Origin of the sequence: Paenibacillus campinasensis (assembly GCF_002272015.1) — a bacterium.
Classification (GTDB): Bacteria; Bacillota; Bacilli; order Paenibacillales; family Paenibacillaceae; genus Paenibacillus_AQ; species Paenibacillus_AQ campinasensis.
The window spans coordinates 1-16028 of sequence record NZ_NPBY01000021.1; the positions used below are offsets into that span (position 1 = coordinate 1).

Annotated in this window: 17 protein-coding genes; 14 read left to right on the top strand and 3 right to left on the bottom strand. The window is 46.2% G+C overall.

Annotation, left to right across the window (positions count from 1 at the left end):
• Window positions 1-188 precede the first annotated feature (188 nt).
• The 9 genes from CHH67_RS06190 to CHH67_RS06235 all read left to right on the top strand — a co-directional run bounded on the left by CHH67_RS06190 (window position 189) and on the right by CHH67_RS06235 (window position 9179).
• Complete coding sequence (locus CHH67_RS06190) at window positions 189-665, top strand: hypothetical protein (RefSeq protein ID WP_095264212.1); 477 nt, start codon at window positions 189-191, stop codon at window positions 663-665.
• A gap of 7 nt (window positions 666-672) precedes the next feature.
• Window positions 673-2442 carry a hypothetical protein gene (locus CHH67_RS06195; protein ID WP_095264213.1) on the top strand — a complete coding sequence of 590 codons (1770 nt, stop codon included), beginning with the start codon at window positions 673-675 and terminating at the stop codon, window positions 2440-2442.
• A 207-nt stretch (window positions 2443-2649) separates the two neighbouring features.
• The gene (locus CHH67_RS06205) at window positions 2650-3186 is read left to right on the top strand and encodes a hypothetical protein (protein ID WP_095264215.1); all 537 of its coding nucleotides are present in this window, start codon (window positions 2650-2652) and stop codon (window positions 3184-3186) included.
• Window positions 3187-3207: 21 nt separating this feature from the next.
• Window positions 3208-4740, top strand: coding sequence for an AAA family ATPase (locus CHH67_RS06210; RefSeq protein ID WP_244908102.1), 1533 nt, complete (start codon window positions 3208-3210; stop codon window positions 4738-4740).
• Window positions 4741-5214: 474 nt separating this feature from the next.
• On the top strand, window positions 5215-6459 hold the full coding sequence (locus CHH67_RS06215) for a hemolysin family protein (RefSeq protein WP_095264217.1): 1245 nt from the start codon (window positions 5215-5217) through the stop codon (window positions 6457-6459).
• A 357-nt stretch (window positions 6460-6816) separates the two neighbouring features.
• Window positions 6817-7017: a cold-shock protein gene (locus tag CHH67_RS06220; protein ID WP_095264218.1), complete on the top strand. Its 201-nt coding sequence runs from the start codon at window positions 6817-6819 to the stop codon at window positions 7015-7017.
• Window positions 7018-7176: 159 nt separating this feature from the next.
• Window positions 7177-7413 (top strand): cold-shock protein, encoded by a 237-nt coding sequence (locus CHH67_RS06225; RefSeq protein WP_095264219.1) that lies wholly within the window; start codon window positions 7177-7179, stop codon window positions 7411-7413.
• A 536-nt stretch (window positions 7414-7949) separates the two neighbouring features.
• Window positions 7950-8216 (top strand): CD3324 family protein, encoded by a 267-nt coding sequence (locus CHH67_RS26695; RefSeq protein ID WP_095264220.1) that lies wholly within the window; start codon window positions 7950-7952, stop codon window positions 8214-8216.
• A gap of 138 nt (window positions 8217-8354) precedes the next feature.
• Window positions 8355-9179 carry a GNAT family N-acetyltransferase gene (locus CHH67_RS06235; protein WP_095264221.1) on the top strand — a complete coding sequence of 275 codons (825 nt, stop codon included), beginning with the start codon at window positions 8355-8357 and terminating at the stop codon, window positions 9177-9179.
• Between the two features lie 537 nt (window positions 9180-9716).
• On the opposite strand, the gene CHH67_RS26130 is transcribed toward CHH67_RS06235, so the two are convergent.
• Window positions 9717-9893: a hypothetical protein gene (locus CHH67_RS26130; protein ID WP_176475551.1), complete on the bottom strand. Its 177-nt coding sequence runs from the start codon at window positions 9891-9893 to the stop codon at window positions 9717-9719.
• 266 nt (window positions 9894-10159) lie between these two features.
• Here CHH67_RS26130 and ahpC point away from each other — a divergent pair, with 266 nt between their 5' ends.
• Together ahpC and ahpF are read left to right on the top strand one after the other, a co-directional pair.
• A complete protein-coding gene (gene ahpC / locus CHH67_RS06245) occupies window positions 10160-10723 on the top strand; it encodes an alkyl hydroperoxide reductase subunit C (protein ID WP_095264222.1) in 564 nt (187 codons plus the stop codon).
• Between the two features lie 11 nt (window positions 10724-10734).
• Entirely contained in the window at window positions 10735-12264 is a 1530-nt protein-coding gene (gene ahpF, locus CHH67_RS06250; protein WP_095264223.1) for an alkyl hydroperoxide reductase subunit F, read from the top strand.
• 141 nt (window positions 12265-12405) lie between these two features.
• Here ahpF and CHH67_RS06255 read toward each other — a convergent pair whose 3' ends face one another.
• Complete coding sequence (locus CHH67_RS06255) at window positions 12406-13089, bottom strand: DUF4097 family beta strand repeat-containing protein (protein WP_095264224.1); 684 nt, start codon at window positions 13087-13089, stop codon at window positions 12406-12408.
• Between the two features lie 219 nt (window positions 13090-13308).
• Here CHH67_RS06255 and CHH67_RS26135 point away from each other — a divergent pair, with 219 nt between their 5' ends.
• From CHH67_RS26135 to CHH67_RS06265, 3 genes are read left to right on the top strand one after another with little or no spacing between them, the layout of a single operon-like run.
• Window positions 13309-13458, top strand: a complete 150-nt coding sequence (locus CHH67_RS26135) for a hypothetical protein (RefSeq protein ID WP_176475550.1) — start codon at window positions 13309-13311, stop codon at window positions 13456-13458.
• A gap of 45 nt (window positions 13459-13503) precedes the next feature.
• Window positions 13504-14280: a MerR family transcriptional regulator gene (locus CHH67_RS06260; protein ID WP_095264396.1), complete on the top strand. Its 777-nt coding sequence runs from the start codon at window positions 13504-13506 to the stop codon at window positions 14278-14280.
• Window positions 14277-14933, top strand: a complete 657-nt coding sequence (locus CHH67_RS06265) for a GAP family protein (RefSeq protein ID WP_095264225.1) — start codon at window positions 14277-14279, stop codon at window positions 14931-14933. The genes CHH67_RS06260 and CHH67_RS06265 overlap by 4 nt, the downstream gene beginning before the upstream one ends.
• A gap of 170 nt (window positions 14934-15103) precedes the next feature.
• Here the strand turns inward: CHH67_RS06265 and CHH67_RS06270 are convergent, their stop codons facing one another.
• Window positions 15104-16003, bottom strand: a complete 900-nt coding sequence (locus CHH67_RS06270) for an AraC family transcriptional regulator (RefSeq protein WP_095264226.1) — start codon at window positions 16001-16003, stop codon at window positions 15104-15106.
• Window positions 16004-16028: the final 25 nt, after the last annotated feature.

Here is a 16028-nt window from a genome sequence, read left to right on the forward strand (position 1 = left end):
GGACGGGTGGTCATGATTTTTCCTGTCAAAAGGATGTTTTCCCCTTTCTGCTAAGAGGCTAGAAGGAATAGCTAAGCAATCTTAAAAATCAACATTATAAGGTTGCGAATATATCAAAGTTCAACATATCCCTCCATCATGTTCCATGATATACTAAAATAAACCAAAATATAGTTCTTGGAGGTACTATGCGAAGACCGATATTAGGACTTAATACACGGGTTGAAACCAGTCTGGATGTCGCACCTAGGCAGCAAGCTGTGGTTCGTATAGAAGGCGCTGCCTTAGAAAAAAGGTTGCGCTCCAAACGTTCGGGCGCTTTCGTCGAAGCGATGACCAAGCTTGATGTTAGCGGTGTGGTTGCGACTAAGGAGAAGGTTCAAGAGCTTATTGATCAGATAACCAGTGAATTTCCTGAGCTAGCGGTTGATCAACTTCCCTTAGGTATAGTGAGCAAGTGTTACTTGGGGGATTCTTATGAAGTCCATTCACTAGATGCTGGTTTACAGATTATCAATCATTATAAACGAGGCGAGGTTCTACCAAATGGCATGGAGAAGGCTAGAAGACTGGCTATGCATCCTGCCTATGCTTACATCGAGGTATATATGAATATGATATGTGCTGTAGCTCAGTCTGGTGAAGTATCTATCATTAAGGAGTAGAGGACCGATGACAAATGAAGCGATCTCAACGGCTAACTTGAATCGGATAGAAAAATCATTAAGAGCTATTAATGACAATATCAACACTTCAATAAATTCTATTAATACCAATATTAACAATTCACTAAGTGCAATTCATGACAATATAAATGTAGTTTCTGATCAGGTTACAACAGTTGAACAACAACTGGAGCTTACAAAAAGTGACCTTGAACTTCTCGCAGAAGAGTTTCGTGAGTATGTCCGTCAGGACGCGCTAATTAAAAATGTCCAGTTGGCAGAAATGAGATTAGTTAAGGTTCGGCAAGAGATTGAGAATAAATACGGGCACTATGAGGAAGTTCGCCGTAGAGCGATTGGAATACTGCAAGCTGTCGATACCAGTTTGGTACGTAAAGATACAATTGAGAATGCATCGGAGGAGCAGCTGCTGGCTGCCCCACGATATTGGCTCGCGCCCTGCTTAATTGCATTATCCGCATGGCTTAGTGACAATAAAGAGTTGGCTGAGAAGGCAGTCATTGAAGCGATAAGAAGAGATGACGAAAAGACATCTTTATTTTTTGCTTTGGTTACTCGTCGTGGGGGGCGCTATCAGTCAAGTCGTGCTTGGTTGGAACGATACTTCGGTCAGCAGGATCCAAATGAGCTAAAGAGGGAAATCGTTGTTTTAATTGATGGTTTTTCTAATGGGATTTTTGGTACAGAAGCTAGAGCAAGATGCGGCTTACTAATTAAAAGCTGGTTGGACGAGTTATCGCAAAAGGCAGGGTTTATAGAAACGCAGCGAGACCAGTGGAAGAAGGCGCTCCAGGCACGTACAGAAAAGCTGGATTCTTCAAAATTTCCACATTTGCAGAAATATAGCCCAACTTGGCCAGAGCTCCAGTATTCGCTTGAGGGTGCAAAGCTGCATGAACTTATTTTTCAATATTTTAATTTTATACTTACACAAGAGATTATTCCTTCCAGGAATTTGGCTTTTGCAGTAGATCAGCTCCTCGACATTTTAGTTCGTGAATTCGATGAAGAAGAAATGCCGTTGCGGCGTGAAGAACGATTAAATGAATTAATTATAAAAGAAGATGGGGATAAAGTATCCGCACAGAATTTGTTCGCTAACGAGAAAGTCATTGAGGAGAGACTTGACTTTACCCAGTTATTAACGAACTTCTCCATGTACCCTGCAGAAACCAACGCTTCAGTTGCTACCCAAAAGCTGGCTATAGCGCTGTCAAAGGAATGGATTATCCATGCCCATGATGATCTAACTGCCGAGAATCGCAATTCTGTTCCAATCGATATTGAGATTAAATTAGATGACTGGAGTGGCATGTCGAGGGACGGGACTAATGAAGAGCAGCTGATTTCTGAGTTACAACAGCATATTCAATCAAAAAAAGAAGATGCTTTAAGAAAAAACAAACTGAGTATGAAAAACTGGATGGCACTCGTTGCAGGTATTGGATTCTTCATTTTGGGTATAGGCACATTAGTCTTGTTTATTGCTTCAGCAATCTTTTTGATGGTATTCACAAATGGCCTGATGAATGTAAAAAGGAATGAAAAAGCGATTGAGCAGAATTATGAGGAGCTATTCGAAAATCACAAACAAATTTTAGTGGCAACCCTAAGCGATATTGTGGATTATCGCCGAGAGTATGCTGCTGAAGACATGAATGCTGGTAAAATAGGCGATTTGCTTGAACAAGTGACACCAGAGCAATATACATATTCGACCTATGATTCTGCTCGAGCTGTTATTTCCTCACATTAAAAGGAGTGCATTTGTAATGCTAAATAGAAGCAAGCCAGTTATTCAGAATTCCTCAACAGATTCAACTGACCAAATGCAGGAGAAGCTGGATCTGAAAATTGAAGAGCTGCAGAAGCAAACGCTAAATCAATCACTAGCGGAATGCTTTCCAACATGGGATTTGAATCCACCAGCGATATTAGTTCGTAGACGGAGCTCGAAAGTACTATGAGTTCTCCGAATTACTATTCCGAATGGATTGAGCTGTTACATCAACTGAAAGAGATTGGCCAGGAAGATGAGAAGATTATCTCTGTTCTGGAAAAGGGAAGTTTGGATTGGACATCAGGTGTAGCTGATAAAATTGTGAATTTAACCCTAGATGTAATTGAGTTCAGATTAAAGTATACGACTCGTCAGTTTCAACAGGAATTAGATTATTCAAGTGGTCAGGAAGAGGCTATTATTTCGGCTATTATAAATGCTCGATATCGTTTTGATTTACTTTATCGGTTGTGCAGGCTTGCTATTTTTCCTGATGATATCAGGGAGTCTTTAGAGAATGTTGTTAGTAAGTACGTCAGAGACTCTCAGGAGGCATTGTTGGAAAGCGCAAAGCATGATCGAACGGGTCAGCTTGCTTATACGATTCGACATAATAGCTTAATACAGCAACAGTCTTCAGCAGCGGCAGTTCATGAATCTGTTGAACAGAAAGAGACGAATTCTAATCAATTTAAGCCTAGAAGAAGGGTGCTATTTTAAATGAGTGACTTGCAGACATGTATGAAAACCATGGAGCAGTATTTGAAAGCTAGAATCCCCTTTATTTCTATACGGACATCAGAACGATCCCGTGCGCTTAGTTTTATTGCCCAATTGTCGACAAAACTAAATTTAAACATTGGCTATCATACGCTGTCCCAGGGAATGAGGGATATATCCACTAACCGGCTTCTCAATGAGGACCGCTCGGTTATCGGTGGATTGGATTATGCAACACAAAAAATCGGTCAACTACAAAATCAAACCTTTGTTTTTACTGAAGTACAGGAGCTTGAAGACGATACTCGAATGGCAAGACAATTACAGGATGCTGTAATGCTTGCCACTGAAACAGGTGGGGCTATCGTTGTAATTACGAATAACCCAGTTTGGGGGCCCTTGCAGCGCCTCGGCATGTCGATTACGTTATCTCAGCCTAATGAGGATGAAATGTTGATGATCATCCGGGAACAAATTAATCCTTATCGAAGTGAAATGTTCATTGAATGGGGAGATGCTGAGGAGAGACAGGCAGCTGCAATACTCGCAGGTATAAGCCAAATCGAGGCAGAGAACGTCATCGCTACCTTATTAGCTAACGGCCGCATTGTGAACGATGATTTGAAGGAATTAATGCACGCTAAAGATAAAATTTTTGCCGATATTTCTGGTATTGAACGGGTCATTGTAAGAGAGGACTACCAAATTGGCGGTTTGGACGGTCTCAAGTTATGGCTTGAAGCTAACCGTCAGCTATTGACGGCGGACTTACGCGAACGTGGAATTCGACCTCCCAGAGGGATTCTGCTAGTAGGCGTTCCCGGATGCGGCAAGTCCTTATCGGCTAAGGCGATCGCCTCCTTATGGAACCTGCCATTATATCGTTTGGATTTATCCACCATACACGGTCAGTATTTAGGGCAAAGTGAAAGTCGCTTGAAGGAAGCATTATCCACTGCTGATCATGTGGCGCCATGCGTATTATGGATTGATGAGATTGAGAAGGGACTTGCTGGTGCAGTAGGCGGAGGTGATGGAGGCACATCGATTCGTCTGGTTGGCCAATTTCTTTATTGGTTACAGGAAAGCCTTGCAAGAGTTTTTGTTGTAGCTACAGCCAATGATGTATCCAAGTTGCCCCCGGAACTGCTGCGCAGAGGGCGATTTGATGAGTTGTTCTTTGTGGATTTGCCAACTGCGAGTGAACGGGAAGAAATCATAAAGATTTATATTGAAAAAGGGCTGAAAAGATCGATATCCAATGATTTATTGCAGCATTTGGTCAGGATTTCTGAAGGTTTCGCAGGTGCGGATTTGGAAGCGGCTGTTCGAGATGTTGTGAAGCAAGCCTTTGTAAAAGGGGATGATTCAATTACAGATGAAACCTTTATAAATTTCTTTACAAACGTTGTGCCTTTATCGCAAACAAGTCCCGAACAAATAGAGACGATTCGTACTTGGGGCAAAGAAAGAGCAGTCCCTGCTGGTAAAATAAATGAAGAACAGAACGGACATGGTGTGCACCGTCCAAGCGGACGAAGAGTTATGGTATAGTAACGAATATTACTTGGACGAGTACAGTTTATGTATAAGATCATTCTTGAGTGATGAATGTGAAACTGAAGCTGGTCTCAAGGTGGGGAGCTAAGTGTTTTGGCGCTTAGCTTTTTTGTTTTGGCACTGCTGTACCGTCGGCATCTCATGATCTTTAATTTCCAGACCGTAAGAAGCTTTACTGCAATTTGAATATCGATTAGAGAATGTATACAATATATACAATAAGTTCGGGGGGATTTATAGGAAGGAATTATACATAAGTCAGTTGAAATGCAACGAAAGTGATTTTTTTTACATAAGGTAGACTGTTTATCTCGTTCAGAAATGGATGTGCAAGACCGTGGGTAAATATTACCTGACGGATGAAATGAAAGGCGGCTTGGGCGATCGGGCATGCCGTAATGATCGATGGTGTGGTATACTCATCGCCGTTTTGCATAGGGATACTATACGAAAGAAAGAGGTTGAGGTATGACGCTCCTATTGATTTATCTGTTTCTTGCATTGGGTATTTCGTTTCTTTGTTCTGTGCTCGAGGCAGTTTTGCTATCCACAACCCCATCGTATTTAAATGTCAAGCTGGAGAACGGCAACAAAAGAGCGGGATTGTTCATCGAGTTGAAGAAAAATGTGGATCGCCCCCTTTCCGCAATTCTTACACTGAATACAATAGCCCATACCGTTGGTGCCGCAGGGGTCGGGGCGCAAGCGACTAAAGTATTTGGCGAAGCGTACTTTGGCATTATCTCCGTTGTGCTGACTATACTGATTCTTGTTTTTTCGGAAATCATTCCTAAGACGATAGGGGCCAGGTATTGGAGAAGCTTAGCGCTTGTCTCTGCTCAACTGATTCAGTATCTCATCTATATCACATATCCTTTAGTTATCATATCTGAATACATTACCAAAATAATAGCTAATAAATCTCACGTGTCCACAACGACGAGCAGAGAGGAATTATCTGTGTTGGCGAATGTAGGTACGGAAGAGGGTGTATTCGAGGCAGATGAGAACAAAATCATTCAAAGCATCATCAAACGTAAGGCAATCAGAGTACATGAGGTCATGACGCATCGTACCGATATTGTCGCCCTTTCCGTGAACGCTTCTCTGGACGAGGTTGTATCTGTGGTCAGCAAGGAGAAATACTCCAGATTGCCAATTTACGAAGACAGCATAGACAATATTGTAGGGATTCTGCATGCCAAAGATCTCATTAAGTACTTAAGTGGTCCTCATAGTGTGGACGAATTTAATGTACGGGATTTCAGCAGAACAGCTTATATCGCACCCATGTACAAGACGATGGATCAACTATTCAAGGACTTCCAGCAGAACAAAATCCATATTGCGATCATTATCGACGAGTTTGGGGGTACGGCAGGTATTGTAACCCTTGAAGATTTATTGGAGGAAATTGTCGGCGAAATATTTGATGAGGACGATGAGATTGTTAGGGATATCATTAAGGTAGATGACAACACATTCTATGTGAATGGAGGCATCAGCCTGGATGATGTTGTGGACTATTTCAAGGTAGATCTGCCGATTGAGCAATACGAGACGTTGAATGGGTTTATGATTGGCCAGCTCGGCCGGATTCCTAAGCTTGGAGATAGAGATTCTATTGAGTATGCCGGATTGGTATTTAAGATTGAGGAAGTCGATGGAAGAATGATTTCGAAGGTTAAAGTGTGTAAAGTTTTGGAGCATTAGGATTGGATCTGGGCTAGTATGGAAATACGATGCCTAGTATGGAAATGGCAGCCCGGGCATCGCGAGCGATGTCCGGCATGGTGAAGCTGTGAGGCTTGCCCAGCGATAGGCCAGTCACCGCCATGTCTGTATATATAATATATATCTACACTGTTCGCAGCCTGGAGGGAGAGGCCACAGTGAAGTAATCCTTGCTATTCGGCCCCAGGTGGGGTATGATGGAGTCAATGGAATACTGACCTGCCTATAAATTCACATTTTGCAGAGGGTTGTTATTTTATGGAGACGACCTTGTGCAATATGTGAATTTTTATTTTCTGAATAAGAGCTCATATAAATTTTGAAGGAGGTGTTCCGATGGAAGCTGGAACAGTGAAATGGTTTAATGCGGAGAAAGGCTTCGGTTTTATCGAGGTTGAAGGCGGTAACGACGTTTTCGTTCATTTCAGTGCGATTGTAGGCGACGGCTATAAGTCGTTGGACGAAGGTCAACGTGTTGAATTTAATGTGGTACAGGGTAATCGTGGACCGCAGGCTGAGAATGTCGTAGTACTGTAAAAAAGAATGAAGCTAATGCCCCGAACCCTGTGTTTTGGGGCATTTATTCTTTTTGTTTGATGAATAGATGATCATCGTAAACGGATATGGACAGCTGAAAGCATGGCCAGATTTGCCTTAGGTACAGAGCGACAAGATACCAAGAGGGAGGGTACGTTTATGTACTATTCGCGGAAAAGGTTGGAGGATATCCCCCAAGAGGCTACCGCAATATGGTCCTGTATTCAGGAGGATTGTAACGGATGGATCAGGGACAATTTTGCTTTTGCGGAGGTACCGACCTGCCATCAATGTCAGTCTCCTATGAAGAGAAGCATGAGTGAGCTGCCTGTGCTCGTGAATAAGAGAGAGGATCAGAAATTCCTCAAGAAGGGCATTCAGATCGAGAAAGAATAACAGCGCCCCATTCCCTTCATATAACAAACTCGCTCTATGAGCGGGTTTTCTGTTTTTCTTGGCTCGAATGGCAGCCTGTCACGTCTCTCTCGCGGGACAAACGTCGAGCCATACGCATCACGCATCTGTTGCACAGCAATGGCCTCCTCATAAGAAGATCCAGAAACGATGAACCACCACAGTTCCTTGTGGTGTCCCCAAATACTCGCAATATTACCTGTTCAAACGTGTCATCAAACCAGATCATACTGGAAGTGATGAATGTCATTACTCCACCATCAACATTCAGGAAATTCTCATCACAGCGGGGTACGAATCCGGGACTCCATACCGATATTCCACAACCGGTGTCGTCCTCCTTCGCTGACAGCATCTATACCGACCATGATGATTCGGGTGTGTTATAATAAAGTACAAAGTCCCAGTTTATGGATGGCTGAAAGAGGGTGGATATGATGCTGTTGTTCTTCTTGTGTTAATCATAGTTAACCGTTCCGCTTTCCCTTATAGAACATCTAAATAAGGAGCGGAACAGCATGAAATATGTAAACGGGAATGTTATATTTCCTGAGTCTTTGCTCAAGGAAATTCAGCAGTATATTCAAGGTGAGTTCGTATACATTCCACAACCAGGATCACGTAAACGATGGGGTGAAAAGTCAGGTCTAAGAGAACAATTGGATCGCCGAAATAACGAAATTCGTGAGTTGTACATGAAAGGCGAGTCCATTGAGCGACTTACGAAGCTGTACCATCTATCCCATGAAACGATAAGGAAGATCGTCTATTCGAAGAAATGTTAAAGCCAAGGCCCGGCAGTTTCCACTGCCGGGCTTTATTGTGTATTAAACACCTATACTTGTTGTCTCTCTATATAAAGAAGGAGTGAATCCGTACAATTTTTACAGGACAGTGAATCCTGAAGAGTTGGAGCGGTGAAAATGATATATGAACTCGACAACCATCAGTTTCATAGATGCAGGGACCTCGTAAACCGTGGGGTGAACATCGAAGAGAAGGCGATTGTAGAAGGGACAAATCCGGGCAGAATCTTTGTGGATCACATCGAGAAGCCAAGGAGCGGTCTCATCTGGCAGGGGAATCATGATGGGTTTATATTTGTTGGAGATTCAAGAAATGAAGCATTCAATCAGGATGTGAAAAGATACATTGATGAAGTCATCGCATTTGAGGCGAAGGCGCAAGGGCTGAACTGGTTCGAATGCATCGGCAATCATCCAAGCTGGTATACAGCATTTCATGACATCTTCCACGATAAGAAACTGGATTCGTGGGATCAGAATGTATATATGATATGCCCGGACACGTTTAACGCTATAGGGAAAGAGCGGCATCAGGACGATGAGTTTACCGTTGCCCAGCTGACGAAGGAGTTTCTACATCAAGGGACTATCGAGAATGTGGCGTTTGCCATAACCAAAATCCTGGACTGCTGGGAAAGCGAAGAAAGGTTCTTTGAACAGGGAATGGGATACTGTATTCTTCACAATCAGTCAATTGTCAGCATCTGCATGTCAGGATACCGATATAAGGACATTCACGGGACTGCGATCGAAACCCTTCCATCGTATCGAGGAAGGAAACTGGCTTACAAGGCTGCGTCTTATTTCGTGGATCACTGTTTTGCCAGGGGGTACAGGCCATACTGGGACTGTATGGAAGACAATCATCCATCGAATGCGGTCGCTAGAAATTTAGGGTTTGTTAAAGAATTTGGGTACAAGGGATATATGTTTAAGTTGTAGGTTTGCTTCTCTTTACACCCCAACCGGCCAGAAACCATAAGGCGTCGCTTATGCCGCGGGTTCCTGGCTGTTGCTAGGGTTCTACCTTGTGGTGCCGGATAACCATTTTTGGTACAGTTCCTCTTTAGTGTTTTGAAGCAGCTCCGCCAGCTTCGTAGAGTCCATTTTTGTTCTTACAAGCGCGGGAGCTCCCGTGTGAGCTTCTTCGATAGCAGAAAAAGCTACCTAGCAGTGATACGCCCATAAGTATCCTTTCGATTCCAGCCGCATGTCATCCGGTTTTCTTTCGGTTCCATAATGATGGTATGGTTGAAAGTTCGTTCCTCACCGTCTGTTTTGGTCTCTGCCCATAGTATTTCTGAAGACGTTCATCCAACTGCTTCACCATATTCAGCGTCATCGGCATGAGCAGATAGTCCAGGGCTTGAACACGAAAGGCTTCAACTGCAGGAGCCGTGGTTCGCCGCTGATCCCGCACTAAAAAAGCGACCGTGATCGGTCGCTTTTTTAGATTGTGTATCCGGATTGTTGTTACGACTAACGATGGTTATCCGATTCACTTTCATTGTACTTTTCGTCGCCGTCATGCAGCGCCATTTTGCTGCGGTCATTGCGGGCTTGCTGTTGTTGCTGGGCGTCTAAACTGTTTACAGGTGTCGTTTCCAGTTCTTTCACCGTATTGATGAGGTTCTTATCTGGCTCGTTTCTGTTCACTATGAGAAGATCCTCCTTGTCATATCAGGTGCGAACTTTAGTATGCACCGTCTGCAAGGTACGTATTCCCGGACGCGCAGTTGTTCAAGCTCTTTTCATTTTTTCCGTTTTAATTATGAAGACTTGGTGAAGGGAATTGAACGTTGAGAATCGTTCCCATATAATAATAGTTATAAGTAGTGCAGATGGTCGGGGGCTAAAGGTAGTCGAGGGTCCTGACGCTGTGCTGTTTCGAAACCATACCATAATCCAAAGGAGAGATTGCCATGTCATTGATTGGAAAAGAAGTACTCCCATTTAAAGCACAAGCTTATCACAACGGCAAATTTATCGAAGTTACTGAGGAAAATTTCAAAGGTCAATGGAGCATCGTTTGCTTCTATCCGGCTGACTTCACTTTCGTTTGCCCAACTGAGCTTGAAGATCTGCAGAACCAATATGCAGCGCTTAAAGAGCTTGGCGTTGAAGTATACTCTGTATCCACAGACACTCACTTCACACACAAAGCTTGGCATGACAGCTCCGAAGCTATCGGAAAAGTAACTTACATCATGATTGGCGACCCATCACATACCATTTCCCGTAACTTCGACGTTCTGATCGAGGAAGAGGGCGTTGCGAACCGCGGTACATTCATTATCGACCCAGACGGTGTTGTACAAGCTATCGAAATTACAGCTGAAGGCATCGGACGTGATGCAAGCACGCTGATCGACAAAGTAAAAGCGGCTCAATATGTACGCAACCATCCAGGCGAAGTTTGCCCTGCTAAGTGGAAAGAAGGTTCTGAAACTTTGAAACCAAGCCTTGATCTTGTAGGCAAGATTTAAGGAGACGAACTATGAAACTGGAAGCAGACATCAAACAGCAGCTTGAGCAGTACTTGCAGCTTTTGGAAGGGAATGTTCTGCTGAAGGTCAATGCGGGAACCGACTCTGTATCGGCTGACATGCTGGATCTGGTGAATGAACTGTCCAGCATGTCGGATAAAATTACAGTTGAGCAAGCATCATTGCCTAGAACACCAAGCTTTAGCGTGAATCGCGTTGGTGAAGACACCGGTGTTACCTTTGCCGGTGTCCCTCTTGGGCATGAATTTACTTCGCTCGTTCTGGCATTGCTTCAGGTCAGCGGAAGAGCACCAAAAGTTGAACAAGACGTCATTGACCGGATTAAGAGCATTAAAGGCGAGTATCATTTCGAGACTTATGTCAGCCTGTCCTGCCATAACTGCCCTGACGTTGTGCAGGCACTCAACATGATGAGCGTCCTGAACCCTGGCATTACCCACACGATGATCGACGGCGCTGCCTTCAAGGAAGAAGTGGAAAGCAAAGAGATCATGGCCGTGCCTACGGTTCACCTGAACGGCGAGTTCTTCGAGAGCGGCAGAATGACGATCGAGGATATCCTGGCTAAGCTTGGCACCTCGGATGCATCGGAGTTCGAGAACAAGGAGCCATACGACGTACTGGTTGTCGGAGGCGGCCCAGCTGGCGCAAGCGCGGCGATCTATGCTGCTCGTAAAGGGATTCGCACAGGCATCGTAGCGGAGCGTTTTGGCGGACAAGTGAATGATACTTTGGGTATCGAGAACTTTATCAGCGTGAAGTACACCGAAGGTCCTAAACTCGCAGCTAGCCTTGAAGAGCATGCGAAGGAATATGGCATTGACATCATGAAGTCCCAGCGTGCGAAACGTCTGGAGAAGAAGGATCTTGTTGAAATTGAATTGGAAAATGGCGCGGTGCTGAAGAGCAAAACCGTCATCCTCTCCACAGGAGCCCGTTGGCGCAACCTGGGTGTGCCGGGAGAAGCCGAATTCAAGAACAAGGGCGTGGCTTACTGCCCGCACTGTGATGGTCCTCTGTTCGCAGGCAAGCATGTTGCGGTGGTAGGCGGAGGCAACTCCGGTGTTGAAGCAGCGATTGATCTTGCTGGTGTTGCAGCACATGTTACCGTTCTGGAATTCATGTCTGAGCTGAAAGCGGACTCGGTACTGCAGGATCGCCTCAATAGTTTGCCAAATACGACTGTCATCAAAAATGCACAAGTGAAGGAAATCACAGGTGCTACTAAAGTAGACGGGATTACCTACACGGACCGTGAAAGCGGCGAAGACAAGCATATTGAACTGCAGGGCGTATTTGTCCAAATCGGTCTTGTACCGAATACAGACTGGCTCGCAGATACTTTGGAACGTACACGGATGGGCGAGATTGTCGTTGACAATCATGGTATGACCAGCATTCCTGGCGTATTCGCAGCGGGCGACTGCACGAACAGCGCGTACAAGCAAATTATCATTTCCATGGGATCGGGTGCAACAGCTGCACTGGGCGCATTCGATTACATGATTCGGAATCAATAATCCGTATAATACAAAGCTGGACAGCGGAATCACGCAGGTGTTTCCCGTCGTCCAGCTTTTTTTTTGTTATGCCGATTTCACCCAGCATCCGGTGTCCGGCTTGCTGCCTTTGTGCGATTATCCCTTTCGTTCAGGAAACATCTATTCCACTGTAATGCTGCCGGACTTGGTTTCAATGCTCACATGAACCGAGCCGCTGCCGGTCGTCCCCTCCGTCCGTCGTTTCTGCTCGCGCTGACCGTCTAAGGGAAAGGCGACAGATCGTCTGCCGCTTGAGGATTGAAGCCGCCAGGAAGCATCAGGCTCGCTGTCCGCTAGTCGTAAACGCACATTGCCGCTATGGACAGATACGTTCAGATCCTGATTCAGCTCCGCATATTCAAGCAAGATGCCCCCGCTTTTCCCTTCAATATGGAGACTATGCGAGCGAAGCTCTCGCCCTGTGACGCTGCCCGAACTCCCCTTGACCACAACTCTTCTTTCAAAAGAAGCAGGAATGACAACATGCAGCCGCGGCTTTTTTCCGAGATTGATCAATCGTGAGATATCACTGTTCAATCGAATGTTTAAGGATTTCTGACTTTCATCCACGATTATGCCTTCCCCGCCCCGAGGAAGCAGCAGCGAGGCCTTTAGCGAATCGACATCCGCAACCTCCAGGGTGAGCGGTGTGCTGCCGTGGTCAATGTGAACCGTATGAATATCTTCAAGTGATGCATGCCGGATATCTTCTGCTGTATCATCACTCGTACAAGCACTGAGAAGTAGTGTGACCATGAGCACGCATAGAAGCGATAAACGTGACATGAGCTGGGTATGCTTCATTGGGTTCCCCTCCTAATATAAAGGACTGCCTCACCTGATAACATGCGTTAAAGACCAAGCTAGCAGATAGGCATCCATCATCCATCCATTACGTCTCTCATCATAAGTGATGACGCAGCGTCACTTTCAAGCAAGATTTTAGGGGTTGAAAGTGACGTTACGTCATTTTATATACTGGTTGGGAAGCAGCTACCAATATCGGTTGAAGGAGACATGGATTTGAACAAAGGAGATGTGGTGATCTACGCTTGTGTTATTATCGGGGCAGGTGTTGGTTTGTATCTGGACAATGCGATCCCCGGGGTTCTGATCGGTCTTAGTCTCGGCTATCTCATCAAGGAAGGGATCAAGCCGAAGGGCGACCGGTAACTCGGCAATGCATAACAGAAGGAGGTGGCGAGGGCCATGAGGGAGATGATCCCAATTCAGCAGGTAGCGAAACAGTTGGGTATCACCGTCCGGACGTTGCGATATTATGACCAGATCGGCTTGCTGAAGGCTGTGTCGAAAACCGAGGGCGGACACCGTCTGTACACCGAGGATAATTTGAAGAAGCTGCAGCAGATCCGTTTTCTAAAAGAGATGGGCTTTCGGCTGGACGAAATCAAGTCGATGCTGCTCAAGCCGGATTGGAACTGGAACTCGGCACTGAAAAGTCAGCTGGCTTACGTGCTGGAAGAGCAGGAGCGGCTGCGTCATATGGAATCCTCCCTGCGTGAGCTGATTAGCGGGATTGCAATGGACGGGGAAGGAAATCTAATGGCGATGCAGAAGCTGATCCGTCTGTCGCGGCAGGACAGGGAGAAGCAAGCGGCTTTTAAGACGGCTGTGTTGAGTGAGAAGGAGATGGGCTTATGGCAGCAGCTCCCACGTATGAAAGCGGAAGATCCGGATTCGCTGGAATGGATCGCCCTGATTGGGCAGGTGCAGCGCTGCATGAAGGAGGGACCGTCCTCGCCTAGAATACAGAGCATTATAAGGCGTATGGCTGAAAAAACAGAAGAGAAATTTGCAGAGGAGCCGGAGTTTCTGGACAAGCTGTGGGAGCTTCGCAAATCACCGGAAGCTTCGGAACAGTTGGGGTTTTATCCGATAGATGCCGAGGTGCTTCATTTTCTGGAGAAAGCATTTGAACTATATCATTCCGGCTTGCAGCAGGATTCGCAGGACCAGGAAGAAGCATCCTTATGAGTATCCAGCTGCTGGTTACGATTGGCGGACTTGCACTGCTGGATACGTTGAGTCCGGCGACGATCGGCGTGACGCTCTATTTGCTGCTCAGCGAGACGCGGCGGCTTGGTTCCCGGCTATTTGTCTACCTGTCGGTGGTGGCTGGCGTGTACTTTGTTATCGGGGTGTGTCTGATGCTCGGGATGGAAGCGCTGGCCCATACGTTCACCTCTTTTATTCAAAATCGTCTGGTCAGCTGGATCTTGTTCGGTATAGGCGCTCTCTTGTTCATCGCCAGCTTCTATGTGCCAACGAAGAAACGGAAGGAGCTGCCAAGGGTAAGATCATACAGCTTGGGAGCCATGGCGATCCTTGGGTTGACGACCTCCTTGGTGGAGGCGGGGACGGCGTTTCCGTATTTTGCGGCGATTGGACTCATGGCCAGCGCGGAGCTGAACATGTTGCAATGGTTGCCAATCCTGTTCGGCTACAATTTCGTGATGGTGCTCCCGCCGCTATTTCTGTACGGTATGTACTTGCTGTTTGGACGCCGGGCACGGAGGCCGCTGAACCGCCTCAGCGAGAAGGTAGGTGCGATGTCCGGGTCTGCGCTATCCTGGGTCATGTGTATTGTCGGCCTGCTGCTTATTTTTAATAGTCTCGATTTTTTATAGTTTATCTTTCCTGTAACAAGATATTGAAAAACAAGCGGCCATCCTCTAATTCTCTAATTGGTGGAGAGCCATCACTGTCCATAACGACGCAATCCCCCTGACGCATACCAAGCTGTCAGGGGGTGTTTTTATTAGAGGATTACGAAGCTGTACCGCAGCCTATCTTGATATCATATTCTGTGCCGCGGGCGGAACTGGTTGGGAGACAGGCCGGTGCCCCGCCGAAATTGTCTGGAAAAATGGCTCGCCGAGTGATAGCCAAGCTCATCCGCGATATCCTCAATGGTACGGTTGGTGCTGACCAGCAGCTGCTTGGCCAGATTCAGCTTCATGTCGGTCACATATTGGCGAGGGGATACCCCGTAGATTTGCTTGAATATTTTGCTGAACTGGCTGCGGCTCATGTTCAGTTCGTCCGCAATTTGCGCGATGGAGCCGTCGGCAGAGACGAGACGCCGCAGCTGCTCCTCGATAAGGTGGGCCGTATCGGCTGCATGGATTGTGACCGGGGCGACCGTCCTCTGCTCTGCACTATCCGCCTGCTCCAGGGAGATGATCTCCTGAATGATCAGGAGAATATGGGCTTGCAGGTTGATTTTCTGCACTGGAGTCAGGGTCAGCCTACGCTCTGTAGGTGAGGAAGAGGGGCTGGATCGTTCCGGATCCAGGCTCCGATGCATCTGCGACTCGATGGCCTGAATATAGCTCGGGAGCTTGGTTGTGGCAGCGACGGAAGCCTGAAGCAGACTGTAGTCAGTACGGCTTAAAGACCTGCGCATATCCACATCGTCGATATCAAAGTGTATATTGAAAAATGAAAAGCTGCCCTTCGGCGATCCGTTACGGATCTCATGCCGGACACCGGCGCGGATCAGCAGCCAGTCCCCAGCATAAAGCGTCAGCTCCGCACGATTGATGACCAGCCCGGCTTCGCCTTCCTGGCAGTGGAGTACTTCATATAAATGGTGATGATGCTTCGGGTAGTGCCAGCCTGCAGGCTTGTTCCCGAAATGGCATCCTGTAATTTGCAGCGTGCTGGTCATATCCGGAAAGATGATGTCAGGGCACATGGAACTCACTTCCTCGCCTTGTTGC

Coding starts and splice junctions, on each gene's coding strand:
- CHH67_RS06225 (WP_095264219.1), top strand. CDS start 7,177: ATGTACTATTCGCGGAAAAGGTTGGAGGATATCCCCCAAGAGGCTACC.
- CHH67_RS06195 (WP_095264213.1), top strand. CDS start 673: ATGACAAATGAAGCGATCTCAACGGCTAACTTGAATCGGATAGAAAAA.
- CHH67_RS26695 (WP_095264220.1), top strand. CDS start 7,950: ATGAAATATGTAAACGGGAATGTTATATTTCCTGAGTCTTTGCTCAAG.
- CHH67_RS06205 (WP_095264215.1), top strand. CDS start 2,650: ATGAGTTCTCCGAATTACTATTCCGAATGGATTGAGCTGTTACATCAA.
- CHH67_RS06220 (WP_095264218.1), top strand. CDS start 6,817: ATGGAAGCTGGAACAGTGAAATGGTTTAATGCGGAGAAAGGCTTCGGT.
- CHH67_RS06215 (WP_095264217.1), top strand. CDS start 5,215: ATGACGCTCCTATTGATTTATCTGTTTCTTGCATTGGGTATTTCGTTT.
- CHH67_RS06210 (WP_244908102.1), top strand. CDS start 3,208: ATGAAAACCATGGAGCAGTATTTGAAAGCTAGAATCCCCTTTATTTCT.
- CHH67_RS06260 (WP_095264396.1), top strand. CDS start 13,504: ATGATCCCAATTCAGCAGGTAGCGAAACAGTTGGGTATCACCGTCCGG.
- ahpC (WP_095264222.1), top strand. CDS start 10,160: ATGTCATTGATTGGAAAAGAAGTACTCCCATTTAAAGCACAAGCTTAT.
- CHH67_RS06265 (WP_095264225.1), top strand. CDS start 14,277: ATGAGTATCCAGCTGCTGGTTACGATTGGCGGACTTGCACTGCTGGAT.
- CHH67_RS06235 (WP_095264221.1), top strand. CDS start 8,355: ATGATATATGAACTCGACAACCATCAGTTTCATAGATGCAGGGACCTC.
- CHH67_RS06190 (WP_095264212.1), top strand. CDS start 189: ATGCGAAGACCGATATTAGGACTTAATACACGGGTTGAAACCAGTCTG.
- CHH67_RS06270 (WP_095264226.1), bottom strand. CDS start 16,003: ATGTGCCCTGACATCATCTTTCCGGATATGACCAGCACGCTGCAAATT.
- CHH67_RS06255 (WP_095264224.1), bottom strand. CDS start 13,089: ATGAAGCATACCCAGCTCATGTCACGTTTATCGCTTCTATGCGTGCTC.
- ahpF (WP_095264223.1), top strand. CDS start 10,735: ATGAAACTGGAAGCAGACATCAAACAGCAGCTTGAGCAGTACTTGCAG.